The following is a 20540-nucleotide window of genomic DNA, read 5'->3' as shown; positions in this document are numbered from 1 at the left end:
GTAATGAATAAATACATAAAAATTGCGGTAGCAGCACTTCTTATCCTTCTGGGACTTTATATGATGTTTTTCACAAGAAGTTTAGGTTGGGGAATTGTTGTATTTCTTTTGGCAGCAATTCCAATTGCTCTTTTCTTTAAAAATGAATATATTCTTTTGGCATTCTGGCAATTAAGAAAGCAAAATATGGCAAAAGCAGCTGAATGGCTGACAAAAATAACAGACTACCAAGGGCAATTACATAAGACTCAATACGGATATTACCATTATTTATTAGGGCTAACACAAGCTCAGGATCACCCGGCAAAAGTAGAGCCTTTAATGAAAAAAGCTTTGGAATACGGCTTGAACATGAAGCATGATAGAGCAATGGCTACTTTAAACCTTGCAGCAGTTGCTATTTCTAAAGGAAGAAAGCAGGAAGGGCAAAAGTTGTTGGAAGAAGCTAAAAAACTTGATAGCGCAGGAATGATGACTGATCAAATCAAAATGATGAAAGATCAGCTGAAAATGCCAACCATGCAAAAGCACATGCACAATCCTAACATGAGACAGAGAGGGAAATTTTAAGAAAATATCCGATACATATACTAAAGTCCTGAATTTTCAGGACTTTTTGTTTTTTCTAAGAATGAGTTCCGGAATTTTTGAAAAAAGAGTATTTGAATATTTTTTTCTCTAAAGACTGACTGGATTCCTATCGGATTGAATTGACTTCCATGTGTACTGGAGAATAAAGGAACCACCAGTTTCTTATAAGTTACATTTCAGAAGTATGGTCATAACCATAAAATTTAGGCATTTGCCATTGGTATTTTACGGCAAGTGTTCTGATGGCAACAATCAATAAAATCGTAAAGATCTGTATAAAAGTATAGGATAATGGGGTATACTTTGTCATGAGTAAAAATGCAGCTCCCCCTACAATACATGCTGTAGCATAGATTTCCTTTCGGAAGATCAATGGAATTCTGTTGAGCAGTATATCCCGGATAATTCCCCCAAAACAACCTGTAATAGTTCCCAGACCAATGCAGATTAAAGGATGAATACCCACATTTAGTCCTTTTTGAATACCAATAATGGTAAACAATCCCAGTCCAAAACTATCGAAGATAAATAAGGTAACCTTAAAGTTTTTTTCAAGCGATTTGAATACCATGGAAAAAATACTGGTCATCAGAATCAGGGCACACATCAGAAGATCATGCATCCAGAATACAGGAATATCCAACAGGAGATCCCTTACAGTTCCTCCACCCACGGAAGTCACAAAGGCAATAATAAGAACGCCAAAAGGGTCAAGTCGTTTCTGCATTGCTGCAAAACTTCCTGACATGGAAAACGCAATGGTTCCAAGTACTTCTATGGCAAAATTGAACTGTTCGTGCATATATTATGATGAGTAATGAATAATGAGCAATGAATAATAAAAATTATGCCACTTAAATTTGAGATAATTTATATTGGGTCATCACTTTTATAAGTTCTTCACATTCTGATTTTAAATGTAGAATTTTTTCTGGACTTATGGATTCTAGTTCTTCAATAATTTCAAGCCAAAGTGGTGTCTCATCAATTTATTCAACTACAATGCAATTTTTTTTCATTGCTCATTACCTATTACTCATTATATCTATCTCTCAACTCTTACGGAATCTGGTACCATAAGTTCGTATTCGCCACCATGGGTAATGATTTCTCTTACGATACTGCTACTGATGAATGATTTTCCGGATGAGGTTAATAAGAATACGGTTTCCAGTTTTTTGTGGGCTAATGTTCTGTTGGTATGAGCAATTGCCTTTTCGAATTCAAAATCTGCCGGGTTTCTCAGTCCTCTGATGATGTATTGAGCATTCTTTTCAAAACAGTAATCTACTGTTAATCCTTCGAATGAATCTACTTCTACATTCGGAAATTCTGCTACGGAATTTTGGATAAACTCTTTTCTTTTCTCAAGAGGAAACATATATTTCTTCTGGGAATTCTGCCCGATAGCAATAATTAATTTATCAAATAGCGGTGCCGCTCTTTCTATAATATCGTAATGTCCTAAAGTGATAGGGTCAAATGACCCTGGGAAAACAGCAATTTTCATGTTGTATGAGTTATGATTTTGAACGATCCATATATTGGTTTAAATTCTAACCTCTAATGTCTAGTTTCTACTATCTATTTTCTTTTATTTAAAGCTTTTTCAACTTCATTTCCACAAAGATCCATAATGGAGATCCCATAATGTTTTGCCTGTTGAGGGAGAATACTTGCAGGAGAGAATCCTGGATTGGTATTCATTTCAAGCATATAAGGAATGCCGTCCATTAAAATAAATTCACTTCTTGAGAATCCACTCATTCCAAGAGAATTGTAAGCTCTTTTGGCAATTTCTTCTACTCTTTTTGTTGTTTCTTCGTCAATTCTTGCGGGAGTAATTTCTTCGGATGCTCCTTCATATTTAGCTTCGTAATCGAAGAATTCATTGGTAGGAACAATTTCAGTAATTCCTAAAACAATGGTTTCTCCTTTAAAATCGATAACGCCTACAGAAACTTCCATTCCGTTTAAGAAACTTTCGATAAGGATTTCATCATCTTCTTTAAAAGCGATTTCTGTAGCAGCAATCAGTTCAGATTTTTCTTTTACTTTAGAAATTCCCAATGAAGATCCGGATTGATTTGGTTTAACAAAAAGTGGAAGATCTAATTCTTCTACAATTTTATCTACATTGATTTCTTCACCTTTTCTTAAATAAATGCTTTTTGCTGATGGAATTCCATATTTTGACAATACAGCAAGAGTATCTTTTTTATTGAAGGTAAGGGCGCTCTGATAAAAATCGCAACCAGTATATTTTTGACCTATGGCATCCCAATAAGCCTGTAGAATACCATTTTCACCTGGTGTTCCGTGGATGATATTGAAACATGCATCAAACTTCAATGTTTCTTCATTATCTAAGGTAACAGAAAAATCGCCTCTGCTAATAGGATGTTTTTTATCATTTTCTCCTAAAAAATACCATTCATCTTTAAGAACGACTACTTTATATACGTCATACAGATTTCTGTCTAAAGAATCATAGATCAACTGTCCGCTTTTTAAGGATACAACATATTCATCAGAATAGCCTCCCATTACTACGGCAACACTTTTTTTATTCATAACCATATAGTATCAATTGAGGCAAATTTAAACATTTTATGCAATGCAATACGGGAAATCCGCAAATTTTAAAATCAAAAATGAATTGTGTTAAATAAAAAGTCCATTCTAAAATTATTAGCTATATTTGCGGTTATAATTAAAGTATTTTTAAGTATGCTTAAATCACTTTTCAATTGGAAAGTTTTAGTGAATTTAGTAGTGGCAATCGGTGTTTTCGTAGGGCTGATATGGCTTACGTTCCGCTGGTTAGAGTACCATACTAATCATGGTCAGGAAATTCCTGTCCCCAATGTTGTAAATAAATCAGTGCATGATGCCGTTAAATATTAGATGACACGGGCTTGGAATATGATGTGGACAGTGCTAATTATGATCCTAAATACAGACCGTTTCAAGTGCTGCAGGTTTATCCTGCACCGGGTTCTCGTGTAAAGGATGGAAGAACAGTGCGTCTTAAAGTAAATCCAAGAACATGGGCTCCTATTGTAATTCCGGATGTAATCAACAAATATTCGGGGCTGGCGTTCCAGAGATTGGATCAGGTTGGTCTTAAGATTGGTGATACCATTTTCGAACCAAGTATCCAGAAAGATGCTCTTTTAAGAATTTTATATAAAGGAAATGCCGTAAATCCGGGTACCAAAATTCCTAGATTCTCTATTATTGATGTTGTAGTAGGATCAGGACCAATGAGAAATATTTCTATCCCGAATGTAGTGGGACTTTCTGTAAAAGAAGCTAGGGCATTGATTACAAAAAGTATGTTTGAAGTTGGATTGGTAGAATATGAAGATGGCGGTAAGGATGAGTCTGATATTATCTATTATCAGGATCCCGCGGCAGGAGATGTTCGTGACCAGGGAATGCAGATTGATCTTTGGGCAAGTAAGAAAACACCGGCAGAGCTTAGAGCAAAAGTGGAACAGTTGAATTCTATTTACCGAATGAAGGTAGATACATCCCTGCCACCGGTACGATATGAGGAAGTTCATAATGAGCCTCACTATGATGCACCTGTAGTACCTGCACCAGTGCCTAAAAGAGAGATGCCAAAGACAGAAGCTCCCAAAACGGAGACTCCAAAGCCTCAGTCTACAACTCCTAAACCTGCAAGTACAGGAACGGAGAAACCTAAGGCTTCTACTACCAGTACGCCTGCTACAGGAAACACTGCAAAACCAGCAGCTTCAAATCCTACACAGCAGCCTGCTCAAAAGCCAAAGGCTAAGAAAGTAGTCGTAGAATAAATATAGATTAATAATAAAAATATAGGCTTCAACTGCAAAATGTTGAAGCCTTTTGTGTAAAAAAATAAATACAATGTCAGAAGATAACGAAGATTTTTTAGACGAAGAATTGTTAGATTCCAATAGTATTGATAATATCGATATTGACGAGGAAAACAAAGGGTTATATGAACATCTTAATATCACTGTTGATCCTGGACAGGAATCATTAAGAATTGATAAATTTCTTTTAATACACCGCCAGAATTCTTCAAGGAATAAAATTTCTCAGACCTGCAGGGCTGGAAACGTTGTAGTGAATGGTACTGCAGTAAAGCAGAATTACCGAGTGAAACCTGGAGATCAGATCTCTATATTACTAACTCGTCCTCCAAGGGAAAATGTGATTATTCCGCAGGATATTCCTGTGAATATTATTTATGAAGACGATGACCTGGTCGTTGTAGACAAAGAACCTGGAATGGTAGTGCATCCGGGACACGGAAACTGGGATGGAACATTAGTCAATGCTCTGGCATTTCATTTTGAAAAAAATGGCTCAAAATCTGACCTTGACAGAGTAGGACTTGTTCATAGGATTGATAAAGATACTTCGGGACTTCTAGTCATTGCTAAAAATGAATATGCACTCAGCTTCCTGGCTAAGCAGTTCTTCAACAGGACAACAAAAAGGTTATATTGGGCTTTTGTATGGGGAAATCCTAAAGATGAAGAAGGAACGATAAGAGGTCATATTGGGAGACATCCTAAAAACAGGATGCAGATGTCTGTTTACGAAGACGGAAGCCATGGGAAACATGCAGTGACCCATTATAAGGTCCTAGAAAGATTCAAATATATGACATGGGTAGAATGTAAGCTTGAAACGGGGAGAACGCACCAAATCAGGGCACATTTCAAACATATAGGCCATACATTGTTCAATGATGAGCGTTATGAAGGGCATACGCCTTTAAGAGGAGTGAATCTTCCAAAATATAAACAGTTTATTAAAAATGTTTTTGAAATTCTTCCAAGACATGCATTGCATGCACATACCCTAGGATTTATACACCCAACAACAAAAAAGGAATTATATTTTGAAAGCCCAATGCCCAAAGATATGGAGGATGCTGTAAAAAAATGGAGAATTTATTTAGAAAACTAAAAATATATTGAGATTTTTTTTATATTTGTTGAATTGAAATCAAGATTTGTTATGAGAAAACTATATGCTATCGTATGTTTAGCTCTTTTGTCAAATGCATACAAAGCACAAGAATCACTACCATATTATCAACAGTATCTTTTGGATGGTGACTTCCTGTTCAACCCAGCTCAGTACGGTAAAACAGACTACGTACAGCTCAATGCCATTTATCAAAAGCAATTTTCAAAATTCAGCGAATCCCCAAACGTACAATCAGTGGGAATCAATGCTAACATTTTCGATAGAGTAGGTGCCGGTCTTACCGTATTCAGAGACAGCAACGGAGCAGAATCTGCAGGTGGTGTTACAGCGGGAGCTTCATATTTTATTCCTCTAAGTAGTGAAGGAGACAGAAAAGATCAGTTCTCATTCGGTACAAGTGTTAGTTTCTATAATAGAAATTTTGATTATTCTAAAATCAATGTTGAAGAACAGAATGATCCATTAATAAGAGGTAATGGAGAGAACATTTTCATGGCTTATGCTAATTTCGGTTTAGCCGCTACCTATAGAAACCTTTTCGGGGGTGTTTCAGTAAATGATATCGCATTAGGTAACGATAAACCAATTGTAAACGGGTTTGAGCCTTCGCCAATTAAGTTTTTCTTAAACTTAGGATATAACTGGAATATTGCAGATAATATCATGTTGACTCCTGCGATGATGATCAACCTGAACACCAATTCAACAAGAGTAATGGATTATAACCTAATGGCTACATTCTCTAATGAAGTCAATGCATTTTCTGTTGGGGTAAGTTATAGAGCTGCTCAGAATAGATTTGACAGCCAGCAGTTGGAAATTGCACCGATTGTTAAAGTAAGATTCAACAAATTTATGATTGGAGCTACTTACAACCTTGGATTGTCTGATATTCAGCAATACGGAGGAAACAGCTTCATGATCGGACTTGGTTATAATTTCGATAACTTTATTAATGTTCGAGGATATAGATATTAATCAATTTAATTTAAATAAATTTGAGCTCTGAATTTTTTCAGGGCTTTTTTTATGATATATATTCACATTCCTTTCTGTAAGCAAAAGTGCAGCTACTGTAATTTTCATTTTTCAACATCTTTGAATTTTAAAGATGAAATGCTCCATGCCATGAAAACTGAAATACAGCTTAGAAAGGATGAACTGCAGAATCGTAGTTTACAATCATTATATTTTGGAGGAGGAACACCTTCTATTCTTTCCGTGGATGAAATCAATTCTTTAATTGATGAAGTGCTGCACTATTTCAGTTTTGAAAAAGATATTGAGATCACATTGGAAGCCAATCCGGACGACCTGGATAAGAATTTCTTAAAGCAGTTGTCGGGAACACCTGTCAACCGTTTATCAATTGGGACGCAAAGTTTCTTTGAAGAAGATCTTAAATTGATGAATCGTGCACATACAGCCTCAGAAGCAGAAGGATCCATTAAACGTGCCCAAGATTTCGGATTTGAAAATCTGAGTATAGACTTGATTTACGGTTCACCTACTTCTAACCTTGAGATCTGGAAAGAAAACTTACATAAAACCATTGCACTGGAAGTACCTCATATTTCCTCTTATGCCTTAACTGTTGAGCCAAAGACAGCTCTTGATAGTTGGATTGCAAAAGGGAAAGTGAAAAGTCCGAAAGAAGAAGAACAAAACAAAGAATTTTATTATCTCTCAGATTTTTTAAAAGATCATGGTTTTGAACATTATGAAGTTTCCAATTTTGCTAAACCTGGCTTTTATTCAAGACATAATTCTTCATATTGGAAATATCAGGAATACTTAGGAATAGGGCCTTCCGCACATTCTTACAACGGATTTGATATAAGAAGCTGGAATATTGCTAACAACCAGCAATACATTAAAAAACTCAGTACAAAACTTTTAGCAAAGGAAGAAGAAATTCTTTCCAAGGAAGATCAGTTTAATGAAATGATTATGATTGGTTTACGAACGATTTGGGGAGTTGATCTGAAAAGCCTAAAAGAAAAATTTGATAACCGTTTCATGGAGCATTTCCAAAAGGAAATCAAGCAGAAAATAGAAGAAGGGGTTTTAAGTATTGAAAATGAACATCTGAAAATCCCGGAAAGACATTGGTTTATGGCAGACGGAATTGCTTCTGATTTATTTATGGTTTAATTCAGCATCCCAATTCAATGTGAGAGTTGAATCGTCTTAAGAATGTTGTATTAAATACAAGATAATACAATGTAAATACAACGTAAATTCATTAATTTTGTATAAAATTTCAGTTCGTTTGAAAACTAAAAAACAAGATTATTCGCATCTTTCATCCAGCCAGCCTATCGGTATTTTTGATAGTGGAGTAGGAGGTCTTACTGTTGCTAAGGAAATCAAAAGGCTTTTGCCTAATGAAGACCTTATCTATTTTGGAGATACCAAGCATCTTCCTTACGGTGAAAAATCAAAAGAAGCGATTATAGAATATTCAACAAAGATTACTAATTTTCTGCTTCAACAAAATTGTAAAGCAATTGTAATTGCCTGTAATACGGCTACAGCGAATGCTTTGAATGAAGTAATGCAGTCAGTTGCAGGGAAAGTTCCGGTCATCGATGTTATTAATCCCGTGGCAGAAAGGTTTCTTATGAAATCCATAATAATGTGGGAGTCATTGCTACTAAAGCTACTGTGAATTCGGGATTGTATAAAAAGAGTATCCGAAAACATAATAAATGGATCAAGGTAGATGAATTGGCTACTCCTTTACTGGTTCCGGCTATTGAAGAAGGTTTTAAAAACCATCCGATCACTCATGCTATCATTTACAATTATCTGAGCAATAGCAAGCTGAAGAATATTGAGACATTAATTCTGGGCTGTACTCATTACCCATTGTTAATTGATGAGATTAAACAGTATTATGGGAATAGGGTCCGTGTTATTGATTCTCCCAATATTGTAGCCAATCATTTGAAGATTATCCTAGACAAATATAATCTTATGAATGAAAATAACCCTAAGCCGAATTACCATTTCTACCTTTCGGATCTTACCAAAAACTTTGAAAAGATCTCCAAGAAATTTTTCGGTAAAACGATCGATTTAGAACTCAAAGTATTATAAATAAAAAGTCTGCCTCATAAAGAAGCAGACTTATTTATTTGTGTTGGATAACGCAAAGGCGCTAATAAAGTATTAGATTGCGTTTTTATGGCGCAAGGATTTTATCGCAGATAAAATTTTATGCTGTAATTATTGTCTCGCAGATCTCACGAATTACGCAGATTCTTGTGCGGTATAATCTGCTCAATCTGTATAATCTGCGAGACTATGAGCCAATATCTTGTGAAGATATTTGTGAATTTGTATTCCAAAATTAGGCTTCCATAATTATTTTCTCCGGTTTTAATCTTGATTTTGGATTGAATTTCGGCTGATTTGCATCAGTGTCTAGTTTCTCACCTATTGCAACAGCGAAAAGTGTCTCATATTTATCATTTTTCAAAATCTCATCATACAATTCCGGCTCTATTCCTTCCATAGGCGTCGAATCAATTCCCATATCTGCACATGCAGAAAGAAGAACACCTAGTGATAAATATACCTGATGCGCTAGCCATGATTTTACAAATGCTTCTCCTTTTAGTTTTACCCTTGTTCTGTAATAGTTTACGGCACCTTCAGGTAAATTTTCCTCAATCTGTTTTTCAAAATCTTCAGGATTTGTAAGAACTTGGAAAATAATCAGATGACTGCAGTCAATTACTTTTTCTTTATTGATGAAAGAAACCTCTGCCAATTGTGATTTCAGTTCTCCACGATTTACAAAGATAAAATTCCATGGCTGGCTGTTGATAGACGAAGGACTTAGGTTTAGAATCTCTTTTAATTGAGAGATTTTCTCTTCGCTGATGTTACCTTGTGGGTTATACTTTTTTACAGTATATCTTGTTTTCATTTTGTCTAAAAAGTTCATAATTTTATACTATCATTTTTATAGTTGCAAAATTAATGTAAGTTTATTAGCTTTGCAATAACGGTTAAAAATGATAGTATAAAAATGTATACAATTGATAACAAATCTTACCCTTGCTGTACAAGTGTAACCATGAGATTTATAGGCGGAAAATGGAAGGCTGTAATTTTACATCACCTTATTAATGGAGCTAAGAGATATAATGAATTAAGGAAAGAGATCCCAACTATAACAGAAAGAACATTGAGTCTTCAGCTTAAACAGCTGGAGGAAGATAATATTATTGATAGAAAGGTATATACTGAGAAACCACCTTTAATGGTAGAATATACCTTAACTGATTTTGGAAGAACATTACTGCCTGTTCTGGAAGCAATTAAGCAATGGGGAATAGAATCTCCGATTAATTCAAAAAAAATAATCAAGAACTAAAGTTCTTGATTATCTTCTTTATTCGGATCAAAAAAACTAAAACTTACGTTTCCGTATTTTCTGGTGTCTACCAAGTTAGGGTGATCAAGTTTCATACGGCTTTGGTGTTCTACAATAAGAACTCCGTTTTCTTTCAGGTATTTATTGTTTAAAACCAGGGAGATCAATTCATGGTATTTTTTTTCTTCCATTTCAAAAGGAGCATCAGAAAAAACAATTTCAAAAGATTTATTATTTCTGAATTTTTTCAGCCAGTCGAATACATCACCTCTCTGTACATTAACCTGAAGTGCCATATCTAATTCAGCCGCTGTAGAATTGATAAATGCAGTATGTTTTGGATTCATTTCTACCGAAGTGATACTCTGGCATCCTCTGGAAGCCAGTTCTAGTGTAATGGAACCGATTCCTGCAAAAAGATCCAATACGGAAATTGATTGCATATCGTATTTATTTTCCAAAATACTGAATAAAGCCTCTTTCGCAAAATCCGTTGTCGGTCTTACGTCAAAGTTTTTGGGAGCGGCAATTTTTTTGGCTTTCCATTTGCCTGATATTATTCTGAACATATTTTTGTTAGGGTTTAGGTAGTAGATTACAGGAGGCAGGTGATTATGCTTGGGCTTTATTCCCTGCGACTTATAACCTAATTAAGTATAAAATTCTTATTAGGAATATTGTCAAAAACGATTTTCAGGTTTTTTACAAACTTCTGAAGCTCGGAAATAAATGTTTCGTTCTCTGTAGTTTCCCCGTAAGCATAAAAAGTAGTTTCATTGATTCCGAAACCAATTTTACTTAAAGTAAACATAACGAAATAAAGGAAATCTACCTCAGAATTTACATCCAGGTTATTGTAAAGGATGATTTTCTTATTATCAATAGCGAAAAACTCACATTGGTTATGATAAAGGTTAATATGGATTTCTTTATTATTCTTATTATTGATGGAGCTTAAAAACTTTTCTCCTGAAAAATTAAAATGTACCGGTATCGCCAGTTCTTTTATTTTCTTGTAGTAATTTTTGGGAAAAGTATAATAAAACTGAATGTTGAATTTTTTGTTAATAGAAAGCATCAGCTCTTCTTTATCTCTATCTGCCGGTGCATTGAATGAGATGAGGTCAAATCCTGCATCATGATCGGAAAAACCTTCCGGCATCAATGTAAAGTGATTTAGGGCAGAAATCACCTGGATCTCATCAAAACGCTGTTTGATAAGAACTTCATCCAGTTTTTCCTCGATAAGGTTGGCTGGTGTTTCTTCAGTCACAAAATAAGATTTTTCCTCCAGAATGCTTTTGTTTTTAACAATCTGATAGATCAATCCGTCTTTGGTAAAAAGTAAATTAAGTACGTTCATATTTCAATTCCTGCAAATTTAGTGAAATTCTACCATTACCGCACCCGATTGATGGTGAAGTATTTCCTTATTATAAAAATCAATATTAACCTGGCTTTCCAAAACATCCCGAACCATTCTCTGTAAAACCCCATCCCCAATTCCGTGAACGATCTCCAACCTCTTAAGATTGTTCTTTCTGCAAAACTCTATCACTTCGATCAGTTTTTCCTTTTGAATAAACAATCTTTCAAAGCTGTCATAGTCATGAGGATTCTTTACCAAATTATGAAAATGAAGGTCTACAACCAAATGATTTTTCTGATGTTTTTTAGAAATAATTTTTTTAGGTTCTGCTTTTTTTACCACACGGATATTTTCATAAAGATCAGTATCCTTGGGAACCAGTTTTTCTTTGGAGTATTGATGGATGAAACCAAATTCATCTTTAAAAAATACAATATTTCCCTTCACGGAAGTTACCACTCCGCTTAAATCTTCATCCACTACAGATACTGTATCACCAATTTTCATCTTTTTAATAATACTTCGTTTTCATGCTCTAAACCTGTTAGGCTTTATCCAGTTCTTTATACTCTTGAGCTTGCTAATCATCTCCAGAGCCTCTATTTCTTTATTTTATTTAACCTTGATATTCTCAAACGCTCAAATTCTAGAACTCTTAAACCCTCGGGCCTAATTCAATCACTTCAAGATCCTTTATCTCTTCACCATCTACCACAAAACGCATCATTGTTCTCACTTTATGCCAGCCTTGTTTTCCACAAGCTCCCGGATTCAGGTGTAAAAGGCTGTTTTTTTCGTCATACATAGCCTTTAAAATATGAGAATGTCCTGAGATAAATAATTTAGGAGCCTTTTTAGCAATCTCAGTTTTGGTCAGTGGAGTATATTTTCCGGGATAGCCACCAATGTGAATCATTAAAACCTCCAGCTTTTCACAGAAAAAACGATTAACCTCAGGAAACTCGGATTGAATTTTGGGATTATCTATATTTCCGTAAACACCTTTTAAAGGTTTTATTTTTTCTAGTTGTTCAATAATTTCCATACTTCCGAAGTCTCCACAATGCCAGATTTCATCTGCCTGAGATGCATATTCAAGAATGCGGTCATCTATATAAGAGTGCGAGTCCGAGAGAAGAAGAATTTTGGTCATTATCTAAGTGTTCTTTGGGTAATATTTTCGTCGTATTTTTCTTTAAATATGGTAAGACGATCAGGGTTAAGGTCTCCATACTGATTGATCACTCTTTCTTTTAACAACCATCTTACGAGTTTTTCCATTCCTTTCTTGGAATTCATAAAATTGGCGATTTTAGCTAAATCAGTAGATTCTACTTTAGTCTTTTCTGATAAAAAATTGAGAATAAAGTAATCGTCGTTTACATATCTCGGGGTTTCATTATCCATGTATCTGTACATCAATATTTCTTCATCATCTTTCATGGAAAAAAATGAATATTGGGTAAGATTGATCTTTTCTGCTTTTAGAATTTGTTTTCCATCCAAGAGAACTTTATCGTCTTTAATCGACACATCCTGAGAAAAGTATAAATTGCAACTCGCTATCAATAAGAAGAAAGCGAATAGTCTGTTTATTATCATTTTTACTGTTTTAAATTGCAAATATAAAGAAGCTTTACTAAAACTATTTTTATTGAAGCTGATAATTTCGGTAAAGCTTTTTGGACCTTAATAAGAAATATTTTTTGTTCTTCGTATAGAATCCAATTTCTTTTCGATATCCGCGCTGAAAACTTTTCTCAGTTTTAGTCCATTTTCCGTAAGCCTTGAAATGACAAAAGTTCCATCCATACTGTTATTTGAAGAAAACATAATGGCTATGGTGGTGTCGGATACTTTTTTCCAATTTCCCATATAGCGTTCCATTTTTGAGGCTTTGCCCGGGAAATCTTCTTTTGAATCATATCCATTGGCAGATTTGCTTAAATTTCCAATGATTTTACCGTTTTTACTAAATTTTAAACCTGGGCTTTTGGCATTAAAGATATTCTGTTTTTCATAAGTATAAATATAGTTATCCAATGTATTCAGTTTCCAGGTTTGTAAGAGTAAAGGATCTGAGGTTCTGTCCTGGCTCTTCATAAATCCCGTTGCAAAAAATACCATTATAAAAATGGCAATCGACTTTTTCATACTGTAAACTTTAATGTAAGCAAAATTACGCTTTTCAATAGAAGACCGAAAGCTTTCTATTGAATATAAATTTGCCACAGACACTTACAATTCCTATAAAATCTCATGTTGAGACATTTTATATTTTTCTGCTGTTTTTTTATTTAATTCTTAAAACTGTATTTTTTAAGATACCATAAATTGCTCTTTGCTATTAAAAACGGGGAGCGATAAAATTTGCGTATTCACTTTTTGGTGTATTAATTAATTTGAGTTATCTGTTTTAATATATTGATAATCATGTTTTTAAATTGTTCATTTTCGGTATTTTAAATAATTCTTTTGCCAGGTGAAAAATATGTATATATTTGTCTTAATTTTTATTTAATCTAAACAAAGATAATAATGAGTGTCGGTTTGTACTTATTGGAAAACAAAAACTGGTATTATTTTGACCTTATACCAAAGTTTGATGAAGAGTTGTCAACGTTCATGAACAATTGTTCTGAAAGTAAATTCATCCGAATTAATATTACAGGTAAGGATTCTTATTTAATTGTTCCTGTAAAGAATTTTTCTACTACCGGAGTTCACTACATAGGCAAAGAGGTAGGATATAGAGAAAAAAGAATGGGCGAAATCGTTAAGATCAGTGCTGAAGAAGCTTATCGATTTCTTATTTCAACTGCTTATGGAGGGAATACAACATTAGAAAATCCTGAAGAAGCTTATATCAAATATTTTTCTGAGGAATTTGATGAGTATTTTGATCCTGGACTTATCATTGCAGAAGATTCTGATTCTTTCAGTGGTTCCGTTAAAGGAGGGGCAGTCTTTAATTTCTTTGGGTACGATAATGATCACCTTCTGGAATTCATTTCTAAGAATATAGCATTGGAAACGGATTATGATAAAAAAGGAGCCATTATTCGTTGGTTTTCAGAATATACCCATTCAGTGCTGAAAACAGCAGTTGGAAAGTATATAGAAGAAGGAATAATCTATAACAGCAATATTGAGCATACATTTGTTCACCAGAATGCAGATAAGGTAAATGTAAGTTTTGATCAATATATTCCAGGTGGATTGGGCATCAGAAATGAAAAGGCAGAGAGCTTCATCAGAACTCACGTGGTCTATTACAATCTTTATCCGGTTCTCAGACATCTTGCGTATTTGGGATCCATTGAAGAAGAAGTGCTTTATCAGATCGTAGATACAGAAATAGATTCTTTGAAGGAAATATATGGTGAGGCCATGAATTTCATTTATGAAATGATAGAGGCCAGGCTTTTCCTTAAACAGGCTCACAGTGTGAATGAAGATATTTGGAAAGAATATATCAGGCAGCATAACTTCCTGATTAATCCTAAACATTACTCTAAAAAGCTTATAAAACCTGATTACGGAGAAATCCTGCATAAAAGATACTTTAATAACGGTACTTTAGAAATTACGCTTAGAGCTTTTAATCCGGAAACAGATATGGAGTTCCTTCATGAGTGGTCTAATATGGAGTATGCTAAAAAGTATTGGGAGATGGATGTGGATCAGCATGAATTTGAGGAGGCTTACATCAAGCATATGGGGGTTGACTATTCTCATCCTTACATCGGTCTCTTGAATGGCAATCCTATTTTTACTTTAGAACTGTATTGGGCAGTAAAAGATGAAGTAGGTAAATATTACCGTTTCAATCCGGGAGACTATGGCTTTCACATGCTTATCGCTCCGGCAAAAGAAAAAATTCCAAACTTTTCAATGAATGCATTGGCCATGTGTATGGAATATTTCTTCTCTTTCCCACAACTTACAAGAATGATTGGTGAGGCATCAGCATCCCACAAAGGAACGCACAACCTGATTACTAAAGTAGGGTGTGAATTCAACAGATCACTGGCACTTCCTTATAAAACATCCAACCTGACGTTCCTAAGCCGTGAAAAATTCTACGAAACAACGGAAGATATATTTAAAAACTCGGTGTTGAAAATAAACATTACAACATAATACTTGAATACTGAAAAAATAATTTATGAAATATGATATCATTGGTATAGGAATAGGGCCATTCAATCTAAGTCTTGCGGCTCTTCTTGAAGAACATAACCTGAAAACCATATTTTTTGACAAAGCACCAAGATTTGAATGGCATAGTGGTTTAATGATCGACAGAACAACTCTTCAGGTTCCTTTCCTGGCAGATTTGGTGACGATCGTAAATCCTACGAGCCCCTTTACTTATATTAACTATTTAAGGGAGAAAGGGAAGATTTTCCGTTTCTGTTTTAAAGAAAGTTTCTATGTAACGAGAACGGAATATAATCTTTACTGTAAATGGGTTGCCTCACAAATTAAAAGTTTGAATTTCAGTCACACGGTTACAGAAATAGATTACAACGAAACCCATGAATGCTATGAAGTTTCAGTGATTGATCTTATAAATTGTGAAAAGAAAGTTTATCTCACCGATAAAATAGTATTAGGAGTAGGCTCCATTCCTAATGTTCCTAAAATAACGGAAAGTTTCTCTAAAGAGCATATTTTCCATTCTTCAGAATATTTACACAGAAAACAATATTTAAAGAAAGGAAGTACTATTACTGTATTAGGTTCAGGGCAAAGTGGGGGTGAAGTATTTTATGATCTTCTTGCTGCCAGACCAGAATTAGATTTAAAATTAAATTGGGTAACTGCTGCAGACCGATTTTTCCCAATGGAAAATTCAAAATTCACTTATGAATTTACTTCAATGGATTATATTTCCTACTTCAACAGGCTTCCTTTGCCGAAAAGAAGAGAAGTAATCAACAAACAAGATATTCTTTACAAAGGAATCAATGATGAGCTCATCAGTACGATCTATGATGAACTTTATCATCAGCAGATGAAAGAGGAACAGCCTCTTCCTGTGAAAATTTTGACCAACAGCTTACTTGAAGAAATGTCATACGATGAAGACTATACTTTAAATATGAGGCATCTGGAAGAAGAAAAATCTTTTTCACTCCATACTGATTATCTTATTCTGGCAACAGGCTATCGATATGAAGTTCCTCGTTTCCTACAGCCTATTGAAGGTCGTCTGAATAAAAGTCAGCATGATGGGACATTATTATCTTCAGAAAACTACACCGTTGATGTAAATGACAATGAAATATTCATGCAAAACGGTTGTGTAGATTCACAAGGGATCATTACTTCAGATCTTGGAATGGGGCCTTACCGAAATGCCACCATTATCAATAAAGTTTTAGGACACGAATATTACCCATTAGAAAAAAATATTGCTTTTCAGCATTTCGGAGCATTAGAAACCATATAAACATGAAACGTATATTTTTTCTGATCTCTGTATTTTCTTCCTTGGCATTGGCTGCTTGCCCAATTACTTTAGTGGTTAAGAACATTAAAAACTATCATCACGATGATATGTACGTGATCATTAACGGTGAAAAGAAAAAGATTTCAAAACAGGGAACTGTAGATTTTGCTGAGATACCAGATGGTTCTGTAAAAGTATCTGTATTTTATCAAAATAAACTTATTTATAATGATACGATAAGTATCAATTGCCAGTCGAGCCAGAAATATGAAATAGAGATTTCAAATGCAAACAACATTGATGAAGTTTATATCAGAGGCAAAAGGAAACTGGAAAAATTGAAGGAAACTCCATTGAGCGTCAAAATTGTGGATATGCAGGCCGTAAAAAGTCAGGCAAATAACATTGGAGAAATACTCAATATGGCCACCGGAGTTAAGATTCGTACAGAAGGAGGCGTTGGGTCTGGATTTCAGGTCAATCTTGGAGGTCTTCAGGGAAAGGCTGTGAGAATTTTCAGGGATGGAGTTCCCATTGAATTTTACGGACATAGCTTTAATCCTAATGTTTTATCACCCAATATGCTGGATAGGGTAGATGTATACAAAGGAGTAATGCCGATTGCTTTGGCATCGGATGCTTTAGGGGGCGGGATTAATTTTATCTCGAAACCGATACAGAAAGATAACCTTGAAATTTCAAATGAGATTGGGTCGTTTAGTACTTACAAGTCTCATATTAATGGAGTATTTACAGGAAAAAAAGACAGCTTATTTTATATAGGAACACAGGCTAGCTATGTGTTTTCCAAGAACAACTATAAAATTCTCGGAGATGTTATAGATCCTGAAACAGCCAATCTTAAAAAAGTCGAAGCCAGGAGGTTTCATGATGATACCGAAGCTTCTTATATGGAACTGTATTCTGGGGTAAGAAATAAAAGCTGGGCCAATGATTTTAGAGTAGGGTTCATCTATTCTCAATTTTATAAAGAGATCCAGAATGATCTTGAGATGAGAAAACCTTACGGAGAAGCCTTTGCAAAGGAAAAGAATGTGACCGGTTATCTTCAGTATAAAAAAATGTTCTTTGATAATCGTCTTAAAATAGACTTAATGGCTGCTTTTGCCAGATATAACAATTCTTTTGTGGATATCAGCAAAAGAAGATATAATTGGTTGGGAGAATACACTTTCAGTAATGAAAATAGTGTTGGAGAAATCAATAAAGGGAATGATCTGAAGATGAATTATAATATGCTTCACACAAGGCTAAATGCCGCATTCCGTATCAATAATAATCACAGCCTGGAATTTGGAAATGTCTATTTCTACCAGAGAAGAAAAGGAAGTGACCCTTATGGAGCTGTCAATGTATATGGAGACGATGTCCTTAAGACTCCAGCTATCTACAACAAGAATATTGCTGCTTTAGGATTAGTATCTCATTGGCTTGACCGTAAAGTGGAAACAGTGCTTGGAGTAAAGAATTATTTCTTCAGTTCGAAAGGATATACTACGGATAAATATAATTTCAGCTGGGATTCTGATAAGAGCAAACAAGCATCCGGATATATGGCGGGAATAAGCTATAAGCCAAAGAACTTTATCCTGAAATTATCCTACGAAAAAGCCGTTCGTCTTCCTGATGAAACTGAAATTTTCGGAGATGGAGTTCTCATTAAAGAAAATCTCGATCTGGAACCTGAGAAAAGTGATAATGTAAATGTAGTGTTGGATTATACTTCTTCGAATTATAAATTGAATACAAGTTTAAACCTTTTCTACAGGAATGTGAAAAACACCATATTCATGATTCCGGATAACCCTTATGGAAGGTATCAGAATTATTATGACAACAGAATTCTTGGATTGGAATATGAAATCAATTATCAGCCAATCAAAAATATTCAAACAGGATTCAATTTTACTTATCAGGATATAAGGCTTAAAAATCTTTCCGGTAATGAAAGTATTTGGGAAGATGCCAGACAACCCAATATTCCTTACTTATTCGGGAATCACTATCTGAGAGTGAATTTTTCAGACATTTTCAAAATGAAAGATAAAGTGGAACTGTATTATAACATCAATTACGTTCATCGTTTTATGCTGTATCCGGTACCGAAAAATCTTGAACCAGGATTGTTTTCTAAAGCAAATATAGCTTCCAGTAATCTTCTGGTTCCAAATGATGGAAGAACAGGAATGGTAGATGCAGGCGTAGGAATTACCTATTTCCTGGCAGATCCTAAACTGGCCATTAATTTTAGTGTTAATAATCTTCTGAATGAAAGACTTTATGATAATTATAATGCACAGAAACCTACAAGATCTTATCATTTGAAACTAACTTATACAATTTTTTTTAATATTATAATCATGAGAAAAATCAAAAACCGTTTTCGATAATTTTATCAGCGTTAAGTTTATTGTTGTTTACTCATTGTAGTAGTAATGATGACACTATTGAAGAACAGAAACAACCAACAACAGAAGCTAAAGACAGCTGGATCATTTATAACAGTACATCCGGATGGGGAGGAAATATCTATTCATTCTCAGAACTGCCTCAGGGAGAACTTTCATTAGCCGATAAAAAACCTTTCTATCAAATTGCTTATTCAGCAGGAGGGAAAGCGTTTGGAGAAAATATTTACAGATTGGGTGGAGCAGCGTCTTCAGAAGAAGGTTTCTCTAAATTGACTGCCGATAATACCGGGAATATTAGTTCAAAAGGGTTTATTGCTACCCAAAATAATGGATTTGAACCTAATTATTTAGTGGTAAGTGATAGCGAAGGATATTATTGGGATGGTTCAAGAGGAATGCTTAAAATTCAGACCTTTAATCCTGGTACCATGCAGCGTACAGGAGAAATTGACCTTTCTTCATTAGCTCAGACTATTGACCCTGCAGTGCTTGAACCGGGAGAAACAGCTTATCAGGCAGCCGGACAATTAATTCTTATAAAAAGAGATGATAAACTATACCTTGATTTACAGATTGGTAAAAAAGGATCAAACTGGCAGATCAAACCTGTTGTAAAAGAAGTAGCAGTTGCAGTCTATAACCTGACTTCAAAAAAAGTGGAAAATATTACAAAATATCCAAATGCTACAAACTTGGGGCTTTTCACTGACCATGTTCTATGGAGTATTGATGAGGTAACCAAAGATATCTATATGGTAGCCACATCAGATATGAAAGCTCAGGAATCCGCTTACTCATCAAAGATTCTTAGAATAAAGAATGGGCAAACGGTCTTTGATTCTACCTTTGAAATTGATATGAAAAATTATGTGCATCCAGCAGAATTTAACAGAATCTTTGCTTATAATAATAAAATTTATACAACCATTCCTTCTACAGGTGCATCTTATTATGCAGGTGGACATGGGGTAAGCTATAGAAATGATATCTGGTTCTGGAATGAGATTGATGTTCAAACCAAGAAAGCTGTAAAACTTGATATTCCGGTGGATAATTTCTACAACTATCAAAACCCATTCTTGTATAAAAATAGAATCTATTTTATGTCTAATAATAAGGCTGATAACTTCTCAGGCTTAAGTTCTTACGATCCTGTTTCTAAAAACACAAAAGTTGAGTTTAAACTGAAAGGAAGTGGAAGATTAATGGGAGTAAACATCATTTCTAAAAAATAATTTCTTTTTTGTTAGTACATTAAGATCATTTGATTTATCGAGAGCCGGGAGAATTTTCTTCCGGTTTTTTGTG

General features: G+C 34.6%; 19 protein-coding genes and 2 pseudogenes. 11 read left to right on the top strand and 10 right to left on the bottom strand.

Annotation, left to right across the window (positions count from 1 at the left end; genetic code table 11):
* Positions 1 to 3: 3 nt before the first annotated feature.
* Positions 4 to 570 carry a DUF2892 domain-containing protein gene (locus tag QWZ06_RS22710; RefSeq protein WP_290301240.1) on the top strand — a complete coding sequence of 189 codons (567 nt, stop codon included), beginning with the start codon at positions 4 to 6 and terminating at the stop codon, positions 568 to 570.
* A gap of 190 nt (positions 571 to 760) precedes the next feature.
* On the opposite strand, the gene QWZ06_RS22705 is transcribed toward QWZ06_RS22710, so the two are convergent.
* From QWZ06_RS22705 to QWZ06_RS22695, 3 genes are all read right to left on the bottom strand, one after another.
* A complete protein-coding gene (locus tag QWZ06_RS22705) occupies positions 761 to 1393 on the bottom strand; it encodes a trimeric intracellular cation channel family protein (protein WP_290301239.1) in 633 nt (210 codons plus the stop codon).
* A gap of 243 nt (positions 1394 to 1636) precedes the next feature.
* On the bottom strand, positions 1637 to 2101 hold the full coding sequence (gene coaD, locus QWZ06_RS22700; protein ID WP_045492768.1) for a pantetheine-phosphate adenylyltransferase: 465 nt from the start codon (positions 2099 to 2101) through the stop codon (positions 1637 to 1639).
* Positions 2102 to 2175: 74 nt separating this feature from the next.
* Positions 2176 to 3165: a D-alanine--D-alanine ligase gene (locus QWZ06_RS22695; RefSeq protein WP_290301238.1), complete on the bottom strand. Its 990-nt coding sequence runs from the start codon at positions 3163 to 3165 to the stop codon at positions 2176 to 2178.
* 156 nt (positions 3166 to 3321) lie between these two features.
* On the opposite strand from QWZ06_RS22695, the pseudogene QWZ06_RS22690 reads away from it, so the two are divergent.
* From QWZ06_RS22690 to murI, 5 genes and pseudogenes are all read left to right on the top strand, one after another.
* Positions 3322 to 4415: pseudogene (locus QWZ06_RS22690) on the top strand (PASTA domain-containing protein).
* 73 nt (positions 4416 to 4488) lie between these two features.
* On the top strand, positions 4489 to 5562 hold the full coding sequence (locus tag QWZ06_RS22685) for an RluA family pseudouridine synthase (RefSeq protein WP_290301237.1): 1074 nt from the start codon (positions 4489 to 4491) through the stop codon (positions 5560 to 5562).
* A 51-nt stretch (positions 5563 to 5613) separates the two neighbouring features.
* Positions 5614 to 6564: a PorP/SprF family type IX secretion system membrane protein gene (locus tag QWZ06_RS22680; RefSeq protein WP_290301236.1), complete on the top strand. Its 951-nt coding sequence runs from the start codon at positions 5614 to 5616 to the stop codon at positions 6562 to 6564.
* 51 nt (positions 6565 to 6615) lie between these two features.
* Positions 6616 to 7740 carry a radical SAM family heme chaperone HemW gene (gene hemW / locus QWZ06_RS22675; protein ID WP_290301235.1) on the top strand — a complete coding sequence of 375 codons (1125 nt, stop codon included), beginning with the start codon at positions 6616 to 6618 and terminating at the stop codon, positions 7738 to 7740.
* Positions 7741 to 7858: 118 nt separating this feature from the next.
* Positions 7859 to 8688, top strand: a pseudogene (gene murI / locus QWZ06_RS22670) (glutamate racemase).
* Positions 8689 to 8941: 253 nt separating this feature from the next.
* On the opposite strand, the gene QWZ06_RS22665 reads toward murI, so the two are convergent.
* A complete protein-coding gene (locus QWZ06_RS22665) occupies positions 8942 to 9541 on the bottom strand; it encodes an NAD(P)H-dependent oxidoreductase (RefSeq protein WP_290301234.1) in 600 nt (199 codons plus the stop codon).
* Positions 9542 to 9625: 84 nt separating this feature from the next.
* Between QWZ06_RS22665 and QWZ06_RS22660 the strand changes: the two genes are divergently transcribed.
* Positions 9626 to 9973 carry a winged helix-turn-helix transcriptional regulator gene (locus tag QWZ06_RS22660; RefSeq protein WP_290301233.1) on the top strand — a complete coding sequence of 116 codons (348 nt, stop codon included), beginning with the start codon at positions 9626 to 9628 and terminating at the stop codon, positions 9971 to 9973.
* On the opposite strand, the gene QWZ06_RS22655 is transcribed toward QWZ06_RS22660, so the two are convergent.
* From QWZ06_RS22655 to QWZ06_RS22630, 6 genes are all read right to left on the bottom strand, one after another.
* Positions 9970 to 10542, bottom strand: coding sequence for an RsmD family RNA methyltransferase (locus QWZ06_RS22655; protein WP_290301232.1), 573 nt, complete (start codon positions 10540 to 10542; stop codon positions 9970 to 9972). The two genes, QWZ06_RS22660 and QWZ06_RS22655, sit on opposite strands and share 4 nt — an antisense overlap.
* Before the next feature lie 77 nt (positions 10543 to 10619).
* Positions 10620 to 11336: a DUF3822 family protein gene (locus tag QWZ06_RS22650; RefSeq protein WP_290301231.1), complete on the bottom strand. Its 717-nt coding sequence runs from the start codon at positions 11334 to 11336 to the stop codon at positions 10620 to 10622.
* An 18-nt stretch (positions 11337 to 11354) separates the two neighbouring features.
* Entirely contained in the window at positions 11355 to 11849 is a 495-nt protein-coding gene (locus tag QWZ06_RS22645) for a Smr/MutS family protein (protein WP_290301230.1), read from the bottom strand.
* Between the two features lie 148 nt (positions 11850 to 11997).
* Positions 11998 to 12495: a metallophosphoesterase family protein gene (locus QWZ06_RS22640; RefSeq protein WP_290301229.1), complete on the bottom strand. Its 498-nt coding sequence runs from the start codon at positions 12493 to 12495 to the stop codon at positions 11998 to 12000.
* Entirely contained in the window at positions 12495 to 12944 is a 450-nt protein-coding gene (locus QWZ06_RS22635; RefSeq protein WP_290301228.1) for a hypothetical protein, read from the bottom strand. The genes QWZ06_RS22640 and QWZ06_RS22635 overlap by 1 nt, the downstream gene beginning before the upstream one ends.
* Positions 12945 to 13031: 87 nt before the next feature.
* Positions 13032 to 13496 carry a hypothetical protein gene (locus QWZ06_RS22630; protein ID WP_290301227.1) on the bottom strand — a complete coding sequence of 155 codons (465 nt, stop codon included), beginning with the start codon at positions 13494 to 13496 and terminating at the stop codon, positions 13032 to 13034.
* Between the two features lie 384 nt (positions 13497 to 13880).
* On the opposite strand from QWZ06_RS22630, the gene QWZ06_RS22625 reads away from it, so the two are divergent.
* Genes QWZ06_RS22625 through QWZ06_RS22610 form a run of 4 tightly spaced genes read left to right on the top strand, consistent with a single transcriptional unit; the run spans position 13881 to position 20467 of the window.
* The gene (locus QWZ06_RS22625) at positions 13881 to 15485 is read left to right on the top strand and encodes a GNAT family N-acetyltransferase (protein WP_290301226.1); all 1605 of its coding nucleotides are present in this window, start codon (positions 13881 to 13883) and stop codon (positions 15483 to 15485) included.
* A gap of 25 nt (positions 15486 to 15510) precedes the next feature.
* On the top strand, positions 15511 to 16800 hold the full coding sequence (locus tag QWZ06_RS22620; RefSeq protein WP_290301225.1) for a lysine N(6)-hydroxylase/L-ornithine N(5)-oxygenase family protein: 1290 nt from the start codon (positions 15511 to 15513) through the stop codon (positions 16798 to 16800).
* 2 nt (positions 16801 to 16802) lie between these two features.
* Complete coding sequence (locus QWZ06_RS22615) at positions 16803 to 19211, top strand: TonB-dependent receptor (RefSeq protein WP_290301224.1); 2409 nt, start codon at positions 16803 to 16805, stop codon at positions 19209 to 19211.
* A 23-nt stretch (positions 19212 to 19234) separates the two neighbouring features.
* Entirely contained in the window at positions 19235 to 20467 is a 1233-nt protein-coding gene (locus QWZ06_RS22610) for a DUF4374 domain-containing protein (protein WP_290301223.1), read from the top strand.
* Positions 20468 to 20540 lie beyond the last annotated feature (73 nt).

This window comes from Chryseobacterium tructae (genome assembly GCF_030409875.1).
GTDB lineage: Bacteria > Bacteroidota > Bacteroidia > Flavobacteriales > Weeksellaceae > Chryseobacterium > Chryseobacterium tructae.
The sequence above is the reverse complement of the archived record's forward strand: the minus strand, read 5'-3'. Positions and strand labels throughout refer to the sequence as shown.

Excerpts from the sequence above, each read along its gene's own strand:
- QWZ06_RS22680 (WP_290301236.1), top strand. The coding sequence starts at position 5,614 with ATGAGAAAACTATATGCTATCGTATGTTTAGCTCTTTTGTCAAATGCA.
- QWZ06_RS22615 (WP_290301224.1), top strand. The coding sequence starts at position 16,803 with ATGAAACGTATATTTTTTCTGATCTCTGTATTTTCTTCCTTGGCATTG.
- QWZ06_RS22640 (WP_290301229.1), bottom strand. The coding sequence starts at position 12,495 with ATGACCAAAATTCTTCTTCTCTCGGACTCGCACTCTTATATAGATGAC.
- QWZ06_RS22645 (WP_290301230.1), bottom strand. The coding sequence starts at position 11,849 with ATGAAAATTGGTGATACAGTATCTGTAGTGGATGAAGATTTAAGCGGA.
- QWZ06_RS22630 (WP_290301227.1), bottom strand. The coding sequence starts at position 13,496 with ATGAAAAAGTCGATTGCCATTTTTATAATGGTATTTTTTGCAACGGGA.
- QWZ06_RS22650 (WP_290301231.1), bottom strand. The coding sequence starts at position 11,336 with ATGAACGTACTTAATTTACTTTTTACCAAAGACGGATTGATCTATCAG.
- hemW (WP_290301235.1), top strand. The coding sequence starts at position 6,616 with ATGATATATATTCACATTCCTTTCTGTAAGCAAAAGTGCAGCTACTGT.
- QWZ06_RS22620 (WP_290301225.1), top strand. The coding sequence starts at position 15,511 with ATGAAATATGATATCATTGGTATAGGAATAGGGCCATTCAATCTAAGT.
- QWZ06_RS22625 (WP_290301226.1), top strand. The coding sequence starts at position 13,881 with ATGAGTGTCGGTTTGTACTTATTGGAAAACAAAAACTGGTATTATTTT.
- QWZ06_RS22710 (WP_290301240.1), top strand. The coding sequence starts at position 4 with ATGAATAAATACATAAAAATTGCGGTAGCAGCACTTCTTATCCTTCTG.
- QWZ06_RS22655 (WP_290301232.1), bottom strand. The coding sequence starts at position 10,542 with ATGTTCAGAATAATATCAGGCAAATGGAAAGCCAAAAAAATTGCCGCT.
- QWZ06_RS22635 (WP_290301228.1), bottom strand. The coding sequence starts at position 12,944 with ATGATAATAAACAGACTATTCGCTTTCTTCTTATTGATAGCGAGTTGC.
- QWZ06_RS22695 (WP_290301238.1), bottom strand. The coding sequence starts at position 3,165 with ATGAATAAAAAAAGTGTTGCCGTAGTAATGGGAGGCTATTCTGATGAA.
- QWZ06_RS22705 (WP_290301239.1), bottom strand. The coding sequence starts at position 1,393 with ATGCACGAACAGTTCAATTTTGCCATAGAAGTACTTGGAACCATTGCG.
- QWZ06_RS22685 (WP_290301237.1), top strand. The coding sequence starts at position 4,489 with ATGTCAGAAGATAACGAAGATTTTTTAGACGAAGAATTGTTAGATTCC.
- coaD (WP_045492768.1), bottom strand. The coding sequence starts at position 2,101 with ATGAAAATTGCTGTTTTCCCAGGGTCATTTGACCCTATCACTTTAGGA.
- QWZ06_RS22660 (WP_290301233.1), top strand. The coding sequence starts at position 9,626 with ATGTATACAATTGATAACAAATCTTACCCTTGCTGTACAAGTGTAACC.
- QWZ06_RS22665 (WP_290301234.1), bottom strand. The coding sequence starts at position 9,541 with ATGAACTTTTTAGACAAAATGAAAACAAGATATACTGTAAAAAAGTAT.